This is a genomic window from Pseudomonas mohnii, from assembly GCF_900105115.1.
Taxonomy (GTDB): domain Bacteria; phylum Pseudomonadota; class Gammaproteobacteria; order Pseudomonadales; family Pseudomonadaceae; genus Aquipseudomonas; species Aquipseudomonas mohnii.
Genome location: NZ_FNRV01000001.1, coordinates 4,814,839 through 4,833,459, shown reverse-complemented (window position 1 = coordinate 4,833,459; position 18,621 = coordinate 4,814,839). Strand labels below are relative to the sequence as shown.

The window sequence follows — 18,621 nt, the reverse complement described above, 5'->3', positions numbered from 1 at the left end:
GGCTGTCGGGACGACCTGAAAAGTCACCCGACAGCTCTATTTCGAGGTTCAGCGATTGATGTGCAGCTCCACGCGACGGTTTTTCGCGCGGCCTTCATCTGTTTCGTTATCGGCCACAGGCTGGCTTTCGCCTTTGCCTTCGCTGGTGATTTTGTTCGGTGCCACGCCCTGACTCAGCAGGTATTCGGCGACACTGCTGGCGCGCCGCTGCGAGAGTGCCTGGTTATAGGCATCCGATCCGACGCTGTCGGTGAAGCCAACCACCTTGATGCTGACCACATCGGCGTCTTCCAGCTTGCCCATGATCGAGTCCAACTGACTCTTCGCGGTGGGTGTCAGCTCGGACTGGTTAAAAGCGAACAGCACATCACCGGCATCACTCAGGGTAATGACCTCCGATTGCGCCGGTTCGGCAGGCTTCACACTGACCGGGTACTGGGGCAGCGGGCAACCGCGATGATCGACAGGGGTGTTGGCCGGTGTATCAGGGCAGCGATCACGGCGGTCGAAAACGCCATCGCCGTCTTCGTCGCCATCCTGGGCATAGCAAATCAAACCACCGGTCAAAATACCGAGCGCCGCTCCACCGGCCGCCCATCCGCCACTTTCGACAGCGCCAAGGCCTCCGCCGACCAGTCCGCCAATGACGCTGCAAATCGGCCAGGTACGTTGATTGAGGGGAGCAGTGCCATCACTGTGAGTGGCGCAACCGGTCAACAGGCTGCCAAGTAGCAGAACCGGCAAGACGGTCCGTGTGAATTGGGTCATTTTGAGAAGCTCCTGTGTCACCGGTCAATGCCGGTTACACAGGAGTAAAGACCGGCATCCGCGACTGCACAAGCCGCGGATGCGAGGGACTTAGCGCTGGATTTTGATTTCCGTGCGACGGTTCTGTGCACGGCCGTCGGCGGTTTTGTTATCGGCAACCGGCTGGCTTTCACCGGCACCGGAAACAGACACGAAGTTGCTCCGCGGCACGCCTTGCTGGATGAGGTACTCAACCACCGAGTGGGCGCGTTTGTCCGACAGTTTCTGGTTGTAGCTATCGCTGCCCACGCTGTCAGTATGACCGGTAACGGTCATCCGTGCGGTTGGGGCTTCCGCTTTCAAGCGAGTGGCGATCTTGTCGAGCACCTGCTTGTCAGACGCAGTAAGTGTCGCTTTGTCGAACTGGAAGTGAACATCGCGGATGACAATCGTTTCTTCCTTGACCACCACGACCTCTTCGACCACTGGTGCTGGTGCTGGTGGTGGGCAACCATCGGCATCGACTTTCACGCCTCGAGGCGTGCCCGGGCACTTGTCGCGGCTATCCGGCACACCATCGCCGTCTTCGTCGCCATCCCCGTGAACCCAGCAATAGGCCGCTGCCGTACCACCGACAATCAGCGCGCCATAACCGGCCCAGGAGGAGCTCTCGGTTGCACCGAGACCCGCGCCCACGACACCACCGACGGCCGCACAGGTCGGCCAGTCGGTTTTCTGCAAACCTGCGCAACCAGTCAACACACTGGTTAGCAGAACCAGGGGTAATGCTGTCCGAACTATGCTCATCTAGTTTTCTCCTGAAGGATCGGCTTAGAACCGATTCAGGGAGTAAAGACCGGAGTTTTAATCTCCGCCAGCAATAGGCCATTGCTGTTTTTTCCACTGTTCGGCACTGATCGCCGGTTTTGCGTCAAAGCCGCTCTAGGCTCGGACTCACAGGCAAGCTAGTCTTGGCAGATCTGATTGAGGATCTTTGATGATTGCAGGTAACTCTTCGCGCACGCCGCAGCAGGCGCTGGCCGCTTTGCTGGATCTTTACGCCCCTTCGCGCCTGTTGCTGATCGGCGCCAGTGAGTTCCCCGCGCTGGAAGCTTTCAAGCTCGCGCACCCGGACAGCTGCGTGGCGCACGCGGCACCTGGGCCGTTGCCTGCCGAGCTGGCGGCGCGCCGGTTTGACCTGGCGCTGGTGGTCGATTGCCTTGAGCACCTGCCCAAGCGTGACGGCCTGAAGTTGCTCGGTGGTATCCGCAACCTCAATGCCAGTCGCATTGCGGTGCTGGCGGACCTGCCCGCCAGCGGCTGGCAAGAAACGGATTTTTTCTCCCTGGCGCTGCAGGCCAGCGAACGCTTCCAGCGTGACGATCAAGTGCTGACGCTGTTCACCTATGATCTGCTTGACTACAAACAAGTCCCCGACTGGCTCAACTCGCGGTTCTGGGCCAATCCGGAAAACTTCGGGAAATATTGGTGGTAATGCAATGAGTACATCCATTTGCCCTTGCGGCAGCGGCACCCTGCTCGATGCCTGCTGCGGTCATTACCATGCCGGCCACCCGGCTCCATGCGCCGAAGCCCTGATGCGCTCGCGCTACAGTGCCTACGTGCTGGGTCTGATCGATTATCTGGTGGCCACCACCCTGCCCGCGCAGCAAGCCGGCCTTGATCGGCAATCGATCAGCGACTGGAGCGCGCAAAGCACCTGGCTGGGTCTTGAGGTGGAAAGCTCCGAAGTCCTCGGCGGTCAGCCCGAACACGCTTTCGTGACCTTCACCGCGCGCTGGCACGACGGCAGCGGTGAACACAGTCACCGTGAGCGTTCGTCGTTCGTTCAGAACGCCGAACGCTGGTATTTCATCGATCCGACCGTGCCCCTTGTCGTCGGGCGTAACGACGCCTGTCCCTGCGCCAGCGGGCAGAAGTTCAAGAAGTGCTGTTCGGGTTATTTCGGCCGTTGATGTGAATCCAGGGAGCTAGACTGGGCATCAAAGGAGTCCCACCATGCTCAGTCGACGACGCACACTTCAAACACTCATCCTGCTGTTGTTTCTGGGGCTCGGCGGCTGCGCGTCGTGGTTCAGCGACGACGAACCGGACCCCGAAGTGCATCTGGTCAGGGTTGAAGTCGTGCGAGCCAAACTGTTGGAACAACGCTTTGTGCTGCATTTCCGGATCGACAACCCCAACGACAGCGACCTGACGGTCCGGGGCCTGGCATACCGCATTCACCTTGGCGACATCCTGCTGGCCGAGGGCGAGCATGAACACTGGATCACCGTCGGCCCCAAACGCAGCGGCTTTTACAAGGTACCGATCCGCACCAACCTGTGGCCGAAAGTGAGGGATCTGGTCAAACAACTGAAAAGTCCCAAGCATCCCATCCCCTATCGACTGGAAGGCGAAATGGAAACCGGTTTATTCATCGCCCACTACGTGCACCTGGCGCGTAATGGCGTGATAATCCCCGCCGATCTAATTCCGGAGTAACCCCGATGACCCAGCAACCCCATGTACATGGCCCAGACTGCAACCACGATCACGACCACCATGATCACGACCATGGCCATGTCCACGGCCCGAACTGCGGCCACGCCCACCAGGAACCGGTGCGCAACGCCCTGAAAGACGTTGGCCGCAATGACCCTTGCCCGTGTGGCAATGGCAAGAAGTTCAAGAAGTGCCACGGCGCTTGATGGGTTAGACCCATTTCCCTTTAGGAGTCGGCTTGCTGGCGATCAATGCGACGCGTTTTGTCATAACGCACCGCTTCGCTGGCAAGCCAGCTCCTACAGGTTTTCAATCGGCCATCAATATCTGCGCCGAATTGACCACCGTCGCATACTCGCCATGCAAATTCCCCAGCGACATCCCGTGTACCTCTTCGGCTGAACGGGCATGCCCAAAAAAGTCGACCTTGTCGAAGGTAAAACACGCGTCCTCCGCCACCCACGTATCGAACCCCAGATTGCCTGCGGTACGCGCCGTGGACTCCACGGAGTTGTGGGTCGCCACGCCGACGATGATCAATTGTTCGACTCCCGTTTCTCGCAAAAACGCCTCCAGCCCCGTCGAGCAAAACGCATCCGGCACCTGTTTTTGAATCAGTCGCTCGCTTGGCAATGGCTGAAACCGCTCCTGAAATTCGACGCCCGATTGTTGTGGCCAGAACACCGAGTCCTCCGAGCGGGACAGGTGTTGCACATGAATGATCGGCCGCCCGCTGCGACGCCAGTGGCCCAAGAGCGCCAGCATGCGATCTTCGGCCTGAGGATTGTTGCGCCGGCCGAGTCTGGGGTGAAGGATGCCTTTTTGCTGATCGATGATGATCAGTGTCGCGTTTTTCTCAAGCTCCATGCTCGCTCTTCTCACGCCAGGTCAGTTGATTTCCTGCACTTCAACATCGGCCCCGGCCAGTGGCAAGCCATCGAATGCAAACGGGATCTCGGACAAAACCTGAAATAACCTTGCCGCCCGCTTGCGCGGCCACCTCCTGCTCACTAACGTAGCGCCTTTACTGACGTTACCGCCCCGCAGGAGCTTTGCCATGGCCTCGCCAGCCCTTACACATTTTCTACCCCGGTTCGGCGTTGCCGCAGCAGTTGCAGGTGTTTTGAGCCTGACCGGCTGTCAGAGCTTCAACGCACAGGACACCGTCCCGCCGACCTCCGGCGTACAGCCGCTCAAAGGCCTGGCGCAGAACGTTTCGGTACGCCGCAATGCCATGGGCATGCCGCTGATCGAAAGCAGCAGCTTCCACGACGCACTGTTCACCCTCGGCTATGTGCACGCCAGCGACCGCATCACGCAAATGGTCACCTTGCGCTTGCTGGCCCAGGGTCGTCTGGCCGAGATGCACGGTTCGGACCTGCTGGACGCCGACCGCTACATGCGCGCGGTCAATCTGAAGAAAAGCGCCGGCGAGCTCTATAAGGCATCGTCGCCACGCCTCAAGCGCTTCTTCGAAGTCTATGCCCGCGGGGTTAACGCTTACCTGTTCCGCTACCGCGACAAGCTGCCGGCGGACCTCGCCGCCAGCGGCTATAAACCTGAATACTGGCAACCGGAAGACTCGGCGCTGATTTTCTGCCTGCTCAACTTCAGTCAGTCAGCCAACCTGCCCGAAGAGATCTCCGCGCTGGTGCTGGCCCAAACGGTCTCCACCGACAAACTGCCATGGCTGACCCCTTCCGCCCCCGATGAACAATTGCCAGTGGCCGAAAGCGAAAAGCTGCAAGGCATCAAACTCAACGGGCAAGTACCGGGACTGGCTGAAATCAGCAAAGCCACGAGCCAGCTCGCCGAGCTGAATCTGCTCGGCGCCACTTCATCGAACAACTGGGCCATTGCCCCGCAACGCAGCCGCAGCGGCAAGAGCCTGCTGGCCAGCGACAGCCATGGGCCGATGGGCGTGCCATCGTTGTTCAGCTATGTGCAGATTCGCGCACCGAAATACCAGGCATCCGGCGTGACCATCCCCGGGTTGCCGATGGTGCTCGGCGGGTTCAACGGCAAGGTCGCGTGGAGCACGACCAGCGTCATGGGTGACAACCAGGACCTGTTCCTGGAAAAAATCAAACGCCAGGGCAATGGCCTGGTCTACGAAAACGGCGGCAAATGGCAGCCGGCGGTGGTGCGCAACGAAACCTATTTCGTCAAAGGCCAGCGGCCGATTCGCGAAGCGGTGTACGAAACCCGCCACGGCCCCCTGCTCAACAGCGCTCAGGGGCTTGCCCAGGGCAGCGGGTTCGGCCTGGCCTTGCAGACGCCGAGCTTCACCGATGACAAAACCCTGGACGCGTTTTTTGACCTGTCCCGCGCGCAGAATGTCGAGAAGGCGTCGGACGCCAGCCGAGAGATCCGCGCCATTGCGCTGAACCTGGTGTTTGCCGATGCCAGCAACATCGGCTGGCAAGTCACCGGTCGCTACCCGAACCGTCGCGAAGGCGAAGGCCTGTTGCCCTCGCCAGGCTGGGAAGGTCGCTACGACTGGGATGGCTATGCCGACCCGATGTTGCACCCCTACGATCAGGACCCGGCCCAAGGCTGGCTAGGCACCGCGAACCAACGGGTCATTCCCCATGGCTACGGCATGCAGCTGTCCAATTCCTGGTCGGCGCCGGAACGCGGCGAACGTCTGGCTGAGCTGGCCGGGGTGGGCAAGCATGACACCCGCAGCCTGATCGCGATGCAGTACGACCAGACCACCACCTTCGCCGCCAAATTAAAGAAAATGTTCGCAGCGCCGGGCATGTCCCAACCGCTCAAACAAGCCATCGCGGCCTTGCCCGCAGCGGATGGAGCCAAGGCACGCGAAGCGTTCACCCGCTTGATGGCGTTCGATGGCAAACTCAGCCCGACCTCCGCCGATGCGGCGATCTACGAGCTGTTCCTGCAGGAAAGCGCCAAGCAGATTTTCCTTGATGAACTGGGGCCAGAAAGCAGTCCGGCATGGAAGGCCTTTATCGCCAACGGCAAGTTGTCCTATGCCGCGCAGGCCGATCACCTGCTGGGCCGCGAAGACAGCCCGTTTTGGGATGACGTGCGCACCGCGCAGAAAGAAGACAAACCGGCGATCTTGGCCCGCAGCCTGGCAGCGGCGATCAGCGCCGGGGACAGCCAGCTGGGCGGCGACCACAAAGCCTGGCAGTGGGGCAAACTGCACCGCTACGAATGGAAGAATGCCAGTGGCCAAACCGTGCGCGGTCCATTGCCGGCCGGCGGCGATCACACCACGCTCAACACGGCTGCGTTCGCCTGGGGCCAGGACTTCAACACCACGCTGGCGCCTGCCATGCGCTTTATCGTCGACTTCGGCCAGGCTGAACCTCTGATGGGCCAGAATGCCACCGGCCAGTCCGGTAACCCGGCCAGCCCGAATTACCTGAACAGCATCGAGCCGTGGCTGAAAGGTCAGTATCAGAGCTTGCCGATGCAGCCGCAGAACTTTGACAAGGTGTACGGGACCAAGCGATTGACCCTGACACCTGGCAAGTAAACACATTCCCTGAGGCGAGGGAGCTTGCTCCCGCCGGGCTGCGAAACGGCCCTTGAATCTGTCCACGCGGCCCATCAGTCAAACGTCACTGTCGCGTTTACGGCTGCTGTGCAGTCGAGCGACAGCAAGCGCTCTCGCCATAGGGCTTCGCCACATTCGACCTAAAAAAGTGCAGGCTTCCCACGTCGCCCAATTTCGTGCACTAATCCCTTGCGGCAATTTCCTGAACACCTTTTAAAACGCTTGTTCGGCACTCTGGTTCGGAAATTGCTACTTTCATTAAGTCTTACGCTCACCAGTAACAATAATTCTGCGCCACAAGCGCTCATATTGGTTCTTAGGGATTGAATAATGAAAAAAGCATTGCTGACCCTTTCTGCACTGGCATTGTGCGTTGCCGCTGGCTCCGCGCTGGCAAAGGAATACAAGGAATTGCGTTTTGGCGTTGACCCTTCCTACGCACCGTTCGAGTCGAAAGCGGCCGACGGCAGCCTGGTCGGTTTCGACATCGATCTGGGGAACGCAATCTGCGCCGAGCTGAAGGTCAAGTGCAAATGGGTCGAGAGCGATTTCGACGGCATGATTCCTGGCCTAAAGGCCAATAAATTCGACGGCGTGATCTCTTCGATGACCGTCACTCCGGCCCGCGAAAAAGTCATCGACTTCTCCAGCGAGCTGTTCTCCGGCCCAACCGCTTACGTGTCCAAGAAAGGTTCTGGCATCACGGCAGACGTCGCGTCGCTCAAAGGCAAAACCGTCGGCTACGAGCAAGGCACCATTCAGGAAGCCTATGCCAAAGCCGTTCTGGACAAGGCTGGCGTGAAAACCCAGGCCTATCAGAACCAGGACCAGGTGTACTCCGACCTGACTTCCGGTCGTCTCGACGCCGGGATCCAGGACATGCTGCAAGCCGAACTGGGCTTCCTGAAGTCGCCAAACGGCGCCGATTACGAAATCAGCAAGCCGGTCGACAGCGAACTGCTGCCAGCCAAGACAGCGGTCGGTATTAAGAAAGGTAACACCGAGCTGAAAGCCCTTTTGGATAAAGGTATCAAAGCGTTACACGATGATGGCACCTACGCCACCATTCAGAAGAAACACTTTGGCGATCTGAATCTGTACAGCGGCAAATAATGCCCGGCGCCCATTTCGCGATGGGCGCTTTTTTCTTCCGATCAGGTTGCTGATTTATGTTTGAAAACCTCCTACAAAATCTGGGGCTCTCAGCCTTCAGCCTCAAGGGCTTCGGTCCGTTGCTGATGGAAGGCACCTGGATGACCATCAAATTATCGGCGATGTCGCTGCTGGTGGCCGTATTGCTCGGCCTGCTCGGCGCCAGTGCCAAACTGTCAAAAGTCAAACTGCTGCGCTTGCCTGCCCAGTGCTACACCACGCTGATTCGCGGGGTGCCGGATCTGGTGCTGATGCTCCTGATTTTCTACAGCCTGCAAACCTGGCTGACATCGTTCACCGACTACATGGAATGGGAATACATCGAGATCAACCCGTTCAGCGCCGGTGTTTTGACCCTGGGCTTCATTTACGGCGCGTACTTCACCGAAACGTTCCGCGGCGCGATCCTAGCCGTGCCTCGCGGCCAGGTTGAAGCCGCCACCGCCTACGGCCTCAAACGCGGCCAGCGTTTCCGCATCGTGGTGTTCCCACAGATGATGCGCTACGCCCTGCCGGGTATCGGCAACAACTGGATGGTCATGCTCAAGGCCACCGCGCTGGTATCGATCATAGGCCTGGCCGACCTGGTCAAGGCCGCGCAGGACGCCGGTAAAAGCAGCTACCAGCTGTTCTATTTCCTGGTACTCGCCGCCCTGATCTACCTGGCGATCACCAGTGCCTCCAACTTCATTCTGCGCTGGCTGGAACGCCGCTACGCCGCGGGTACACGGGAGGCCGTGCGATGATCGAACTCCTTCAGGAATACTGGAAAGCCTTTCTCTACACCGACGGCCAGAACATCACCGGCCTGGCCATGACCCTCTGGCTGCTCAGCGCATCGATCTTCTTCGGTTTCATCGTATCGATTCCATTGTCCATCGCCCGGGTCTCGCCGCACTCCTACATTCGCTGGCCGGTGCAGTTCTACACCTACCTGTTCCGTGGCACACCACTCTATATCCAGCTGCTGATCTGCTACACCGGTATCTACAGCCTGGCCGCCGTGCGTGCGCAACCGCTGCTGGACAGTTTTTTCCGCGACGCAATGAACTGCACCATCCTGGCTTTCGCCCTGAATACTTGCGCCTATACCACGGAGATTTTCGCCGGGGCGATTCGCAGCATGAACCACGGTGAAGTCGAAGCCGCCAAGGCTTACGGCCTGACAGGCTGGAAGCTGTATGCCTACGTGATCATGCCTTCGGCCCTGCGTCGCTCGTTGCCCTACTACAGCAACGAAGTGATTCTGATGCTGCACTCGACCACCGTGGCGTTCACCGCGACCATCCCGGACATCCTGAAAGTCGCTCGGGACGCCAACTCGGCGACCTTCCTGACCTTCCAGTCGTTCGGCATCGCCGCCCTGATCTACCTGACCGTCACCTTTGCGCTGGTCGGCCTGTTCCGTCTCGCCGAACGCCGATGGCTGGCCTTCCTCGGGCCGACCCACTAGGACTTCTCGCACATGCGCCACCAGATACATGACTTGCTGTCCCCGCTGCCGGGGACCGCACGACAGATCCACAGTTTTCACTTCGGGCCGCAACCGGCCAACGGCAAGATCTACATCCAGTCCTCCCTTCACGCCGATGAAATGCCCGGCATGCTGGTGGCCTGGCACCTCAAGCAACGCCTGGCGGAGCTGGAAGCCGCCGGCCGCCTGCGCAGCGAAATCGTTCTGGTTCCGGTGGCCAATCCGGTCGGCCTGGAGCAAGTGCTGATGGATGTACCGCTGGGCCGCTACGAACTGGAAAGCGGTCAGAACTTTAACCGCTGGTTCGTCGATCTGAGCGAAGAGGTCGGCAACGAGATCGAGGGCCGACTGGGCGATGACCCGCAGCACAACCTCGAACTTATTCGTGACAGTTTGCGTAATGCACTTGCCCGGCAGACGGCCAGCACCCAGTTGCAATGCCAGCGCCTGACCCTGCAGCGGCTGGCCTGCGATGCAGACATGGTGCTGGACCTGCATTGCGATTTCGAAGCCGTCGCGCACCTGTACACCACACCGGATGCATGGCCCCAGGTCGAGCCTCTGGCCCGCTACATCGGTGCCGAGGCCAGCCTGTTGGCCACTGACTCAGGCGGGCAGTCGTTCGACGAATGCTTCACCTTGCTCTGGTGGCAGTTGAAAGAGCGCTTCGGCGAACATTTCGACATTCCGGCCGGCAGCTTTTCGGTGACCGTCGAACTGCGCGGCCAGGGTGACGTCAACCACCCGCTGGCCAGCCTGGACAGTCAGGCGCTGATCGATTACCTGATTCATTTCGGCGCGATCACCGGTGAGCCGGCGCCCATGCCCGAGCTGCCCTACCCGGCCACACCGCTGGCTGCTGTCGAACCCGTGGCCACGCCCGTCGGCGGCTTGCTGGTGTTCACTGCGCTGCCAGGGGAATACCTGGAAGCCGGGCAATTGATCGCTGAAATCATTGACCCGATCGCGGATCGCGTCACCCCCGTTCATTGCACCGCCGCCGGGTTGATGTACGCCCGCTCGCTGCGCCGCATGGCCACTGCCGGCATGGTTATCGCCCATGTCGCGGGCACCGAAGCCTATCGCAGCGGCTACCTACTTTCGCCTTGAGGATGCCTGTTCCATGTACAAACTGACCATCGAAGGCCTGCATAAAAGCTACGGCGATCATCAGGTGCTCAAAGGCGTTTCGCTCAAGGCCAACACCGGCGACGTCATCAGCCTGATCGGCGCCAGCGGCTCGGGTAAAAGTACCTTTCTGCGCTGCATCAACTTTCTCGAACAACCCAACGACGGCGCCATGAGCCTCGACGGCCAGGCGATCCGCATGATCAAGGATCGGCACGGCATGCATGTCGCCGACCCCGATGAGCTGCAACGGATCCGTACCCGCCTGGCCATGGTGTTCCAGCACTTCAACCTGTGGAGCCACATGACCGTGCTGGAAAACATCACCATGGCCCCGCGCCGGGTGCTGGGGTGCAGCAAGCAGGAAGCCGAAGACCGCGCACGACGCTATCTGGACAAGGTTGGCCTGGCAGCGCGGGTGGCGGACCAGTATCCGGCATTCCTCTCCGGCGGCCAGCAACAGCGGGTGGCCATTGCCAGGGCGCTGGCCATGGAGCCGGAGGTCATGCTGTTCGATGAGCCGACTTCGGCGCTCGACCCGGAGCTGGTGGGTGAGGTGCTACGCGTAATCCAGGGCCTGGCCGAAGAGGGCCGGACCATGATCATGGTGACCCACGAAATGAGCTTCGCCCGCAAGGTCTCGAGCCAGGTGCTGTTCCTGCATCAGGGCCTGGTGGAAGAGGAAGGCGCGCCGGAAGACGTGCTGGGCAATCCGAAGAGTGAGCGATTGAAGCAATTCCTCAGCGGTAACCTGAAATAAACGCCGAAAACGAAAAAAGGGGAGCCGCATTCCCGGCTCCCCTCACTCAAACATCAAGCACTCGCATCGTGCTCAAGCCTGAAACGGCCATTGGTCACTTCCAGACCGTCTGCATCTATCCCACTGAAGCTTCCGGCAAACAGCGCATCTCCACCCACGGTCAAATCAAGTGCGCCTCGATACAACTCGGCTTCGGAGTTGCCCGTCACATGGATAACCATGGGGGACCGCTCACTAAGCCCCAGACTGAAGCTGCCACTCTGGATTCCAACCGGCAGATAGACATAAAACGCTGTCCCCTTCCCGTTATCAGCCTCGATACAGTGGATGCCTGGCCGATCATGGAAGTAGAGTCCGTGCGTCACGCGAAACGGTAGGGGATCGCCGGCCGTGCTCACATCGGCACTTAAATGCCCCGATCGATTTGTACTCATCTGAATGTCCTTTTCATAGGCGGAATAACTGCCCGCCGCCGACCTTTTCCAAAAAGTCGCAGAACGAGCAACGCCGGAATAAAAACACGGCCGGATCGGAAATAGGTTTCAACGGCGATTACAGTTATTGCCGGATATGAGTCGATCAACACTGAAGCGAACTTCGCCCGCACCGACGCACAAGCAGCAGCGCTTTCGATGCGTTGGCTGGTGACCATGAAGTCCGCCGGGACAACAACTGTAGGATCTTTGTCATCGGCGACAACGAAATATGGTCAGTCAGCTGAAGTCTTCACAGACCTCAGCTGACTGACCATTCATTTTTCTGCGCAGGCGGTCAGGCCACAGGGGCGGGAGGCGGCTCATCCGGCAGGGTAGGCTCACCGGGCTCGGTGGGCTGTTCGTTGGGGGTATCGGGATCAGGTTGGCCGGGGATGCCTCCTGCCATGCTGATCGGAGGGTGTGCCAACAAGGACCAGGCCAAGACGCCAACCTGATTGGGCTCAAGACTTGCCAGTTCGGCACTTATTCGCGGGTCGATCTTCATAAAGCACTCCTGAGCGATGGTCCGGTCCGCGTTGCGCGAATCAGAGCAGTACACTCCATAGAGTGTACGCTCGCCCAGGAATTCCCACGGTTCGTCAGACGGCTGACTCAGGTCCGCGGCAGGGTCACGCCACGCTGGCCCTGATACTTGCCGCCACGGTCCTTGTAAGACACTTCACACTCTTCGTCAGACTCAAGGAACAGCATCTGTGCCACGCCTTCATTGGCGTAGATTTTCGCCGGCAGGTTGGTGGTGTTGGAAAATTCCAGGGTCACGTGACCTTCCCACTCAGGCTCGAGCGGCGTGACGTTGACGATGATGCCGCAACGCGCGTAGGTACTTTTACCCAGGCAAATGGTCAGCACATTACGTGGAATGCGGAAGTATTCGACGGTGCTGGCCAGGGCGAAGGAGTTCGGTGGAATGATGCATACGTCGCTGTGGATGTCGACGAAGCTGCCAGCATCGAAGTTTTTCGGGTCGACGATAGCCGAATTGATGTTGGTGAAGACCTTGAAATGATTGGTGCAACGCACATCGTAGCCGTAGCTGGACACGCCATAGGAGATCACACGGCTATCGTCGCTGCCGCGCACCTGACGCTCCACGAAGGGCTCGATCATGCCGTGCTCTTGCGCCATGCGGCGAATCCACTTGTCCGATTTGATGCTCATGGCGGGTGTCCTGAATAGCGAGGTGGAAAAAATCTGTCCGGCATCTTACCGGGGCACGCCCTTGGGTTCAAAGACCGGGGCACAATTCTCGACAATCATCCGAAATCACTGGCCCCTTGAAACAATCGGAGGCACCGTCGATCACGAAAACAAAGAAACCTTCGCAAGAAACATTGGCACGTTCCGGAAAAAGGGTTAAGGTGGCGTCACTGTGCTGCTTGTGTCACTGAGAATCTCTACACGATATGTTGAATTTCGATCCAACCATCTACAAGAATTTTTCCTGCTCTTTGCACTCAGTCTCGGCCAGGGTTCTTCCTGAGTCGCAGTTATCTTTGTTCAAGGAGTTACACCATGTCTAATCGCCAAACCGGTACCGTTAAGTGGTTCAACGATGAAAAAGGCTTCGGCTTCATCACTCCACAATCCGGTGACGACCTGTTCGTTCACTTCAAAGCTATCCAATCCGACGGCTTCAAAAGCCTGAAAGAAGGCCAACAGGTTTCTTTCATCGCTACCCGCGGTCAGAAAGGCATGCAAGCTGAAGAAGTTCAAGTTATCTAACTTGTACTTGCTTTAGTAAAAAGCCCCGCCCTCAACAGCGGGGCTTTTTTGTGCCTGCGTGTTTTTCCAGGCATAGAAAAACGCAGCCGAAGCTGCGTTTTTCAGCACTTACCAAGTCACGCCAAACCCTGCGGTGTAACGGGTCTTACTCAAGTCAGCCTCATCGGAACCACTGACAATATCCCTCTCGGCCTTCAGGTTCAGCGACGCCCAATCGGTCACTTTATAGCGCAGCCCCATCTCGGCATCGAGCGCGTAGTCGGCCACGCCCGACAACGGCTTGGCCACCTCACCATTGGTGAAGAACTCCACCTTCTTGCCAATCAGGTAACGGTTGTAATCCCACTTCATGGCCAAGGAATAGAAATTCTCCTTGCTGCCGTCGCGGAACTCATAATCGGTGCGATTGACCAGCGACCCCAGGGAAAATGCACCCAATTCGTCATCCCAGAACTGATAGCCAGGACCGGTACCCACGGTACGCTGGCGAGACAGGTCTTCTACCTTGTCGCGCTTGTAAACCAGACGACCTTCCCAGAACCATTTATCGGTGATGAAGCGGTCGAGGGAGTATTCAGCTCTCCAGTTGTCCGTAGTGACAACGTCATCCTGGAACTCGCGGTTGTATTCGCCTTCCGCGATGTGCCGCCAACGGCCATGGCGGGCAGTGGTCTTGAAGTCGATGTCGTAATCATCGGTATCTTTGTCCGCACGCTGGTAATCCAGAGCCGCGTCGATATTGCCCTTCCATACCAAGTCTTCGACCACCGGCTTGGGTTTGAGGATTTGTTGGACACTGGCCAGCTCGACTGTCTTGGGAGCTTCGCCATTGGCCAAAATGACCTTGCCATCCTCCGCAGCATGCAACGACTTGGCCTTCTCGCCGGTGTAGGCGTCCTGCTTGACCAACAGTTCCTGATCACTTTCCAGGGTTTTGACCTGCTTCCAGTCAATGGGGACCGCGCCGGCGTATTCGGTCTGGATCAACAGCTTGCCACCATCGAACAGAATGATCTTGCCACTCAACTTGTCACCGTTCTTCAACCACACGGTATCCGCGAGCAAGGGGGTAGAAGCACTGACGATGGCGAGACACAACACGGTTCTGGAGAACATAAGCAAATACAGGCTCAGGTACGCGAAAAGAATTGACCCTATTCGCAGGAATAAGGCCCTGGCTAGGACTGACCCCGACCCTATCTATTGAGTTCATTTCTCAATGGACGATCAAGGATTTACTCTACAGACGGTACTGCGAACTTTTTCAGGAACCCAGGACGTGATCGAACCAACCAATGGCACCGAGAGTGCGGCACAAATCCGACGCACGGCGCTCTACCTGACACTCGCACAAGTGCCGGAGGGCAAAGTGGTGAGTTATGGCCAATTGGCCGAACTGGCCGGACTGGGGCGCGCCGCTCGCTGGGTCGGGCGGACACTGAGCCAGTTGCCCGGCGACAGCAAATTACCCTGGCACCGCGTACTCGCCGCCGGCGGGCGCATCAGCTTGCCCGCGGGCAGTCCATCCGGGGACGAACAACGCGCCCGATTGCGCATGGAGGGCATCAGTATCCTGAACAATCGTGTTGATATTCGGCGCCATGGCTGGCGCCCGGTAGAGCACAGCGGTTAGAGTGCGCGCTTTGTTTCCGTATTTCTTGAGGCAGACTCCAGCCCATGCCCCGTAAAACCTGGCGCGCCGCGCTCGCCGCATATGCCAGCCCCTCGACGCTTGTACTGTTACTGCTGGGTTTCGCCGCCGGCCTGCCGTACATGCTGGTATTCTCGACTCTTTCGGTCTGGCTACGCGAAGCCGGTGTGGCTCGCGAAACCATCGGCTACGCAAGCCTGATCGGTCTGGCCTATGCCTTCAAATGGGTCTGGTCGCCTCTGCTAGACCAATGGCGTCTGCCCCTGCTGGGCAAGCTCGGTCGACGACGCTCCTGGCTTGTTTTGTCGCAATCACTGGTGATCCTCGGCCTGATCGGGATGGGCTTTTGCGACCCGCAAAAACACCTTTCCTGGCTGATCGCCATCGCGGTCATTGTCGCATTCGCCTCGGCAACGCAAGACATCGCCGTGGACGCCTACCGCCTGGAGATCGCCGAAGACAGTCGCCAGGCCGCCCTCGCCGCCAGTTACATGTCCGGCTATCGGATTGCCGCTTTGCTGGCGACGGCAGGTGCCCTGTTCTTCGCCGAAGGGTTCGGCTCCACCGGTTTCAACTATCAGCACTCCGCCTGGACCGGCACCTACGTGCTGTTCGGCGCCCTGATGATCCCGGCGCTGCTGACCTCCCTCTTCATGCGCGAACCACCGGTCCCGCTGCGCACCCAACTGCAGGCCGGGCGTTATAGCTTCGCGCATCAACTGGCTTCAGTGTTCGTACTGATCGTACTGCTGGTGTCCGTCCCGGCGATGTTCACCCAGCTCTACAACACCGACTTTGCCAGCGTGCTCTTCCATGGCGTGAGCCTGCTCGATCTGCTGCTCGAAGACCGCGCGTTCCTTCGGGCAATTCTCTATACCACGCTGACTGCGCTGTGCCTGTCGACCATGGGTCGCCGTGGCCTGGCGCCAGTGCTGACGCCGGTCAACGACTTCATTCTGCGTTACCGCTGGCAAGCCCTGCTGCTGCTTGGGCTGATCGCCACCTATCGGATGTCCGATACGGTCATGGGTGTGATGGCCAACGTCTTCTACATCGACCAGGGCTTCACCAAAGATCAGATTGCCAGCGTCAGCAAAATTTTCGGCCTGATCATGACGCTGGTGGGCGCCGGCATGGGCGGCCTGCTGATCGTGCGTTTCGGCATCTTGCCGATCCTGTTCATCGGTGGCGCCGCATCGGCGGGAACCAACCTGTTGTTCCTGATGCTCGCGGACATGGGCCCCAACCTGAACATGCTGATCGTCACCATTTCACTGGATAACTTCAGCTCCGGCATGGCGACTTCAGCCTTCGTCGCTTACCTGTCGAGCCTGACCAACCTGAAGTTCTCAGCCACCCAATATGCCCTGCTCAGCTCGATCATGCTCTTGCTGCCACGCCTGATCGGCGGCTACTCAGGCGTCATGGTGGAGAAATTCGGCTACCACAACTTCTTCCTGATCACCGCCATGCTGGGCGTTCCGACCCTGGTATTGATCGCCTTGCACTGGTTCCAGGAGAGCCGCCGCGCAGGACCGACACCGACGCCGGAACCGGTTCCGACCCAGGTCGCGGAGGAATCGTAAGAAACACGCAGGAAACCTTGCAGAGGGCGCAGAGATTCCCGCCCTCCTGCCACACCGCCGGCCGCACTTCTGTACGACAGCGGATCTCGCCCGTACAATGCTCCGTCATTTCTCGTCATCAGCAACCGACAACGGCCAACCATGCGCACCAGTCAATTTTTGCTCGCCACACAGAAAGAAACGCCTTCCGATGCGGTCGTGATCAGCCACCAGCTGATGCTGCGCGCCGGCATGATCCGCAAACTCGCCTCGGGCCTGTATACCTGGCTGCCGATGGGCTTGCGAGTGATGCGCAAGGTCGAAGCCGTCGTTCGTGAAGAAATGAACGCTGCCGGCTCGCTTGAAGTGTTGATGCCGAGCACTCAACCGGCAGAGCTGTGGCAGGAATCCGGTCGCTGGGAGGAGTACGGCCCTGAATTGCTACGCTTCAAGGATCGCCATGGTCGCGACTTCTGTGCCGGCCCGACCCACGAAGAAGTCATCACCGATCTGATGCGCAACGAGCTGAGCAGCTACAAACAGCTGCCGATCAACCTCTACCAGATCCAGACCAAATTCCGTGACGAAATCCGCCCACGCTTCGGTTTGATGCGCGGCCGCGAATTCATCATGAAGGACGCCTATTCGTTCCACGCTGACCAGCCATCGCTGCAGATCACCTACGACCGCATGCATCAGGCGTACTGCAACGTGTTCACCCGCCTGGGCCTGAAATTCCGCCCGGTTGAAGCCGATAACGGCTCCATCGGCGGTGCCGGCTCCCATGAATTCCACGTACTGGCCGAGTCCGGCGAAGACGATATCGTCTTCAGCAACGGCTCCGACTACGCCGCGAACATCGAGAAAGCCGAAGCCGTACCGCGCGAAACCTCCCGCGCAGCACCAACTGAAGAACTGCGCCTGGTCGACACGCCGAACGCCAAGACCATCGCGCAACTGGTCGAAGGCTTCAACCTGCCGATCGAGAAGACCATCAAGACCCTGGTGGTTCACGCTGAAGAGAAAGGCAAGCTGATTGCCCTGATCATCCGTGGCGACCACGAACTGAACGAAATCAAGGCCGCCAACCAGCCTGGCGTTGCCAGCCCGCTGGTCATGGCCTCCGAAACCGAACTGCGCGACGCCATCGGCGCCGGCGCCGGCTCCCTCGGCCCGCTGAACCTGCCACTGCCTATCATCATCGACCGCTCGGTCGAGCTGATGAGCGACTTCGGCATCGGTGCGAACATCGACGACAAGCACTATTTCGGCGTGAACTGGGAACGCGACCTGCCGGTTCCGACCGTTGCCGACCTGCGTAACGTCGTCAGCGGCGACCCAAGCCCGGATGGCAAAGGCACCCTGGAAATCAAGCGCGGCATCGAAGTCGGGCATATCTTCCAGCTGGGCAACAAGTACAGCAAAGCGATGAAGTGCGAAGTGCTGGGCGAGAACGGTAAGCCGATCACCCTGGAAATGGGCTGCTACGGCATTGGCGTGTCCCGCGTGGTTGCGGCTGCCATCGAGCAGAACAACGACGAAAAAGGGATTATCTGGAGTGACGCGCTCGCGCCGTTCCAGATCGCCCTGGTACCACTGCGCTATGAAACCGACCTGGTTCGCGAAGCTACCGACAAGCTGTATGCAGAACTGACTGCAGCCGGCTTCGAAGTACTGCTGGACGACCGCGACAAGAAAACCAGCCCGGGCATCAAGTTCGCGGACATGGAGCTGATCGGCATTCCTCACCGGATCGTGGTCAGTGACCGCGGCCTCGCCGAAGGCAACCTGGAATACAAGAGCCGTACCGAGGCCGAGCCGCAAGCGCTGCCGGTCGCTGACGTACTGTCTTTCCTGCAGGCCCGTATCCGCCGCTGAAACCAGATAGAGA

At 59.1% G+C, this 18,621-nt stretch carries 22 protein-coding genes; 14 read left to right on the top strand and 8 right to left on the bottom strand.

Annotated features, from left to right (window positions below):
* Window positions 1-48 precede the first annotated feature (48 nt).
* Complete coding sequence (locus BLV61_RS22430; protein WP_090467498.1) at window positions 49-768, bottom strand: PA1041 family peptidoglycan-binding anchor lipoprotein; 720 nt, start codon at window positions 766-768, stop codon at window positions 49-51.
* A 90-nt stretch (window positions 769-858) separates the two neighbouring features.
* Window positions 859-1,554: a PA1041 family peptidoglycan-binding anchor lipoprotein gene (locus BLV61_RS22425; RefSeq protein WP_090467496.1), complete on the bottom strand. Its 696-nt coding sequence runs from the start codon at window positions 1,552-1,554 to the stop codon at window positions 859-861.
* 190 nt (window positions 1,555-1,744) lie between these two features.
* Between BLV61_RS22425 and BLV61_RS22420 the strand changes: the two genes are divergently transcribed.
* Genes BLV61_RS22420 through BLV61_RS22405 form a run of 4 tightly spaced genes read left to right on the top strand, consistent with a single transcriptional unit; the run spans window position 1,745 to window position 3,458 of the window.
* Window positions 1,745-2,242, top strand: coding sequence for a DUF6231 family protein (locus BLV61_RS22420; RefSeq protein WP_090467494.1), 498 nt, complete (start codon window positions 1,745-1,747; stop codon window positions 2,240-2,242).
* A gap of 4 nt (window positions 2,243-2,246) precedes the next feature.
* Entirely contained in the window at window positions 2,247-2,723 is a 477-nt protein-coding gene (locus BLV61_RS22415; protein ID WP_090467491.1) for a YchJ family protein, read from the top strand.
* Between the two features lie 43 nt (window positions 2,724-2,766).
* A complete protein-coding gene (locus BLV61_RS22410; RefSeq protein WP_047526441.1) occupies window positions 2,767-3,252 on the top strand; it encodes an LEA/WHy family protein in 486 nt (161 codons plus the stop codon).
* Between the two features lie 5 nt (window positions 3,253-3,257).
* Window positions 3,258-3,458 carry an SEC-C metal-binding domain-containing protein gene (locus tag BLV61_RS22405; protein WP_034146774.1) on the top strand — a complete coding sequence of 67 codons (201 nt, stop codon included), beginning with the start codon at window positions 3,258-3,260 and terminating at the stop codon, window positions 3,456-3,458.
* Between the two features lie 103 nt (window positions 3,459-3,561).
* Here BLV61_RS22405 and BLV61_RS22400 read toward each other — a convergent pair whose 3' ends face one another.
* Complete coding sequence (locus tag BLV61_RS22400) at window positions 3,562-4,119, bottom strand: cysteine hydrolase family protein (protein ID WP_090467489.1); 558 nt, start codon at window positions 4,117-4,119, stop codon at window positions 3,562-3,564.
* A 21-nt stretch (window positions 4,120-4,140) separates the two neighbouring features.
* The gene (locus BLV61_RS31335; protein WP_161793915.1) at window positions 4,141-4,311 is read right to left on the bottom strand and encodes a hypothetical protein; all 171 of its coding nucleotides are present in this window, start codon (window positions 4,309-4,311) and stop codon (window positions 4,141-4,143) included.
* Between BLV61_RS31335 and BLV61_RS22395 the strand changes: the two genes are divergently transcribed.
* The 6 genes from BLV61_RS22395 (at window position 4,310) to BLV61_RS22370 (ending at window position 11,295) form a co-directional block, all read left to right on the top strand.
* Window positions 4,310-6,760 carry a penicillin acylase family protein gene (locus tag BLV61_RS22395; protein ID WP_090467487.1) on the top strand — a complete coding sequence of 817 codons (2,451 nt, stop codon included), beginning with the start codon at window positions 4,310-4,312 and terminating at the stop codon, window positions 6,758-6,760. The genes BLV61_RS31335 and BLV61_RS22395 overlap by 2 nt on opposite strands.
* A gap of 351 nt (window positions 6,761-7,111) precedes the next feature.
* A complete protein-coding gene (locus BLV61_RS22390; RefSeq protein ID WP_047526433.1) occupies window positions 7,112-7,894 on the top strand; it encodes a transporter substrate-binding domain-containing protein in 783 nt (260 codons plus the stop codon).
* Window positions 7,895-7,950: 56 nt separating this feature from the next.
* Window positions 7,951-8,679 (top strand): ABC transporter permease, encoded by a 729-nt coding sequence (locus tag BLV61_RS22385; protein WP_090467485.1) that lies wholly within the window; start codon window positions 7,951-7,953, stop codon window positions 8,677-8,679.
* Window positions 8,676-9,386 (top strand): ABC transporter permease, encoded by a 711-nt coding sequence (locus tag BLV61_RS22380; protein ID WP_047526431.1) that lies wholly within the window; start codon window positions 8,676-8,678, stop codon window positions 9,384-9,386. Before BLV61_RS22385 ends, BLV61_RS22380 begins: the two co-directional genes overlap by 4 nt.
* Window positions 9,387-9,398: 12 nt before the next feature.
* The gene (locus BLV61_RS22375; protein WP_090467483.1) at window positions 9,399-10,517 is read left to right on the top strand and encodes a succinylglutamate desuccinylase/aspartoacylase family protein; all 1,119 of its coding nucleotides are present in this window, start codon (window positions 9,399-9,401) and stop codon (window positions 10,515-10,517) included.
* A 13-nt stretch (window positions 10,518-10,530) separates the two neighbouring features.
* Window positions 10,531-11,295 carry an ABC transporter ATP-binding protein gene (locus BLV61_RS22370; protein WP_047526429.1) on the top strand — a complete coding sequence of 255 codons (765 nt, stop codon included), beginning with the start codon at window positions 10,531-10,533 and terminating at the stop codon, window positions 11,293-11,295.
* Between the two features lie 53 nt (window positions 11,296-11,348).
* Here the strand turns inward: BLV61_RS22370 and BLV61_RS22365 are convergent, their stop codons facing one another.
* From BLV61_RS22365 to dcd, 3 genes are all read right to left on the bottom strand, one after another.
* Window positions 11,349-11,729, bottom strand: coding sequence for a hypothetical protein (locus tag BLV61_RS22365; protein ID WP_090467481.1), 381 nt, complete (start codon window positions 11,727-11,729; stop codon window positions 11,349-11,351).
* A 337-nt stretch (window positions 11,730-12,066) separates the two neighbouring features.
* Window positions 12,067-12,276: a hypothetical protein gene (locus BLV61_RS22360; protein WP_047526427.1), complete on the bottom strand. Its 210-nt coding sequence runs from the start codon at window positions 12,274-12,276 to the stop codon at window positions 12,067-12,069.
* 107 nt (window positions 12,277-12,383) lie between these two features.
* Window positions 12,384-12,950 (bottom strand): dCTP deaminase, encoded by a 567-nt coding sequence (gene dcd, locus BLV61_RS22355; RefSeq protein ID WP_007904652.1) that lies wholly within the window; start codon window positions 12,948-12,950, stop codon window positions 12,384-12,386.
* 354 nt (window positions 12,951-13,304) lie between these two features.
* Here dcd and BLV61_RS22350 point away from each other — a divergent pair, with 354 nt between their 5' ends.
* Window positions 13,305-13,514, top strand: a complete 210-nt coding sequence (locus BLV61_RS22350; protein WP_002554837.1) for a cold-shock protein — start codon at window positions 13,305-13,307, stop codon at window positions 13,512-13,514.
* A 108-nt stretch (window positions 13,515-13,622) separates the two neighbouring features.
* Here the strand turns inward: BLV61_RS22350 and BLV61_RS22345 are convergent, their stop codons facing one another.
* Window positions 13,623-14,630 carry a DUF481 domain-containing protein gene (locus tag BLV61_RS22345; protein WP_047526394.1) on the bottom strand — a complete coding sequence of 336 codons (1,008 nt, stop codon included), beginning with the start codon at window positions 14,628-14,630 and terminating at the stop codon, window positions 13,623-13,625.
* 163 nt (window positions 14,631-14,793) lie between these two features.
* On the opposite strand from BLV61_RS22345, the gene BLV61_RS22340 reads away from it, so the two are divergent.
* From BLV61_RS22340 to BLV61_RS22330, 3 genes are all read left to right on the top strand, one after another.
* Window positions 14,794-15,147 carry an MGMT family protein gene (locus BLV61_RS22340; protein WP_047526392.1) on the top strand — a complete coding sequence of 118 codons (354 nt, stop codon included), beginning with the start codon at window positions 14,794-14,796 and terminating at the stop codon, window positions 15,145-15,147.
* Window positions 15,148-15,191: 44 nt separating this feature from the next.
* Complete coding sequence (locus BLV61_RS22335; protein ID WP_090467479.1) at window positions 15,192-16,751, top strand: AmpG family muropeptide MFS transporter; 1,560 nt, start codon at window positions 15,192-15,194, stop codon at window positions 16,749-16,751.
* Between the two features lie 141 nt (window positions 16,752-16,892).
* A complete protein-coding gene (locus BLV61_RS22330; protein WP_090467477.1) occupies window positions 16,893-18,608 on the top strand; it encodes a proline--tRNA ligase in 1,716 nt (571 codons plus the stop codon).
* Window positions 18,609-18,621: the final 13 nt, after the last annotated feature.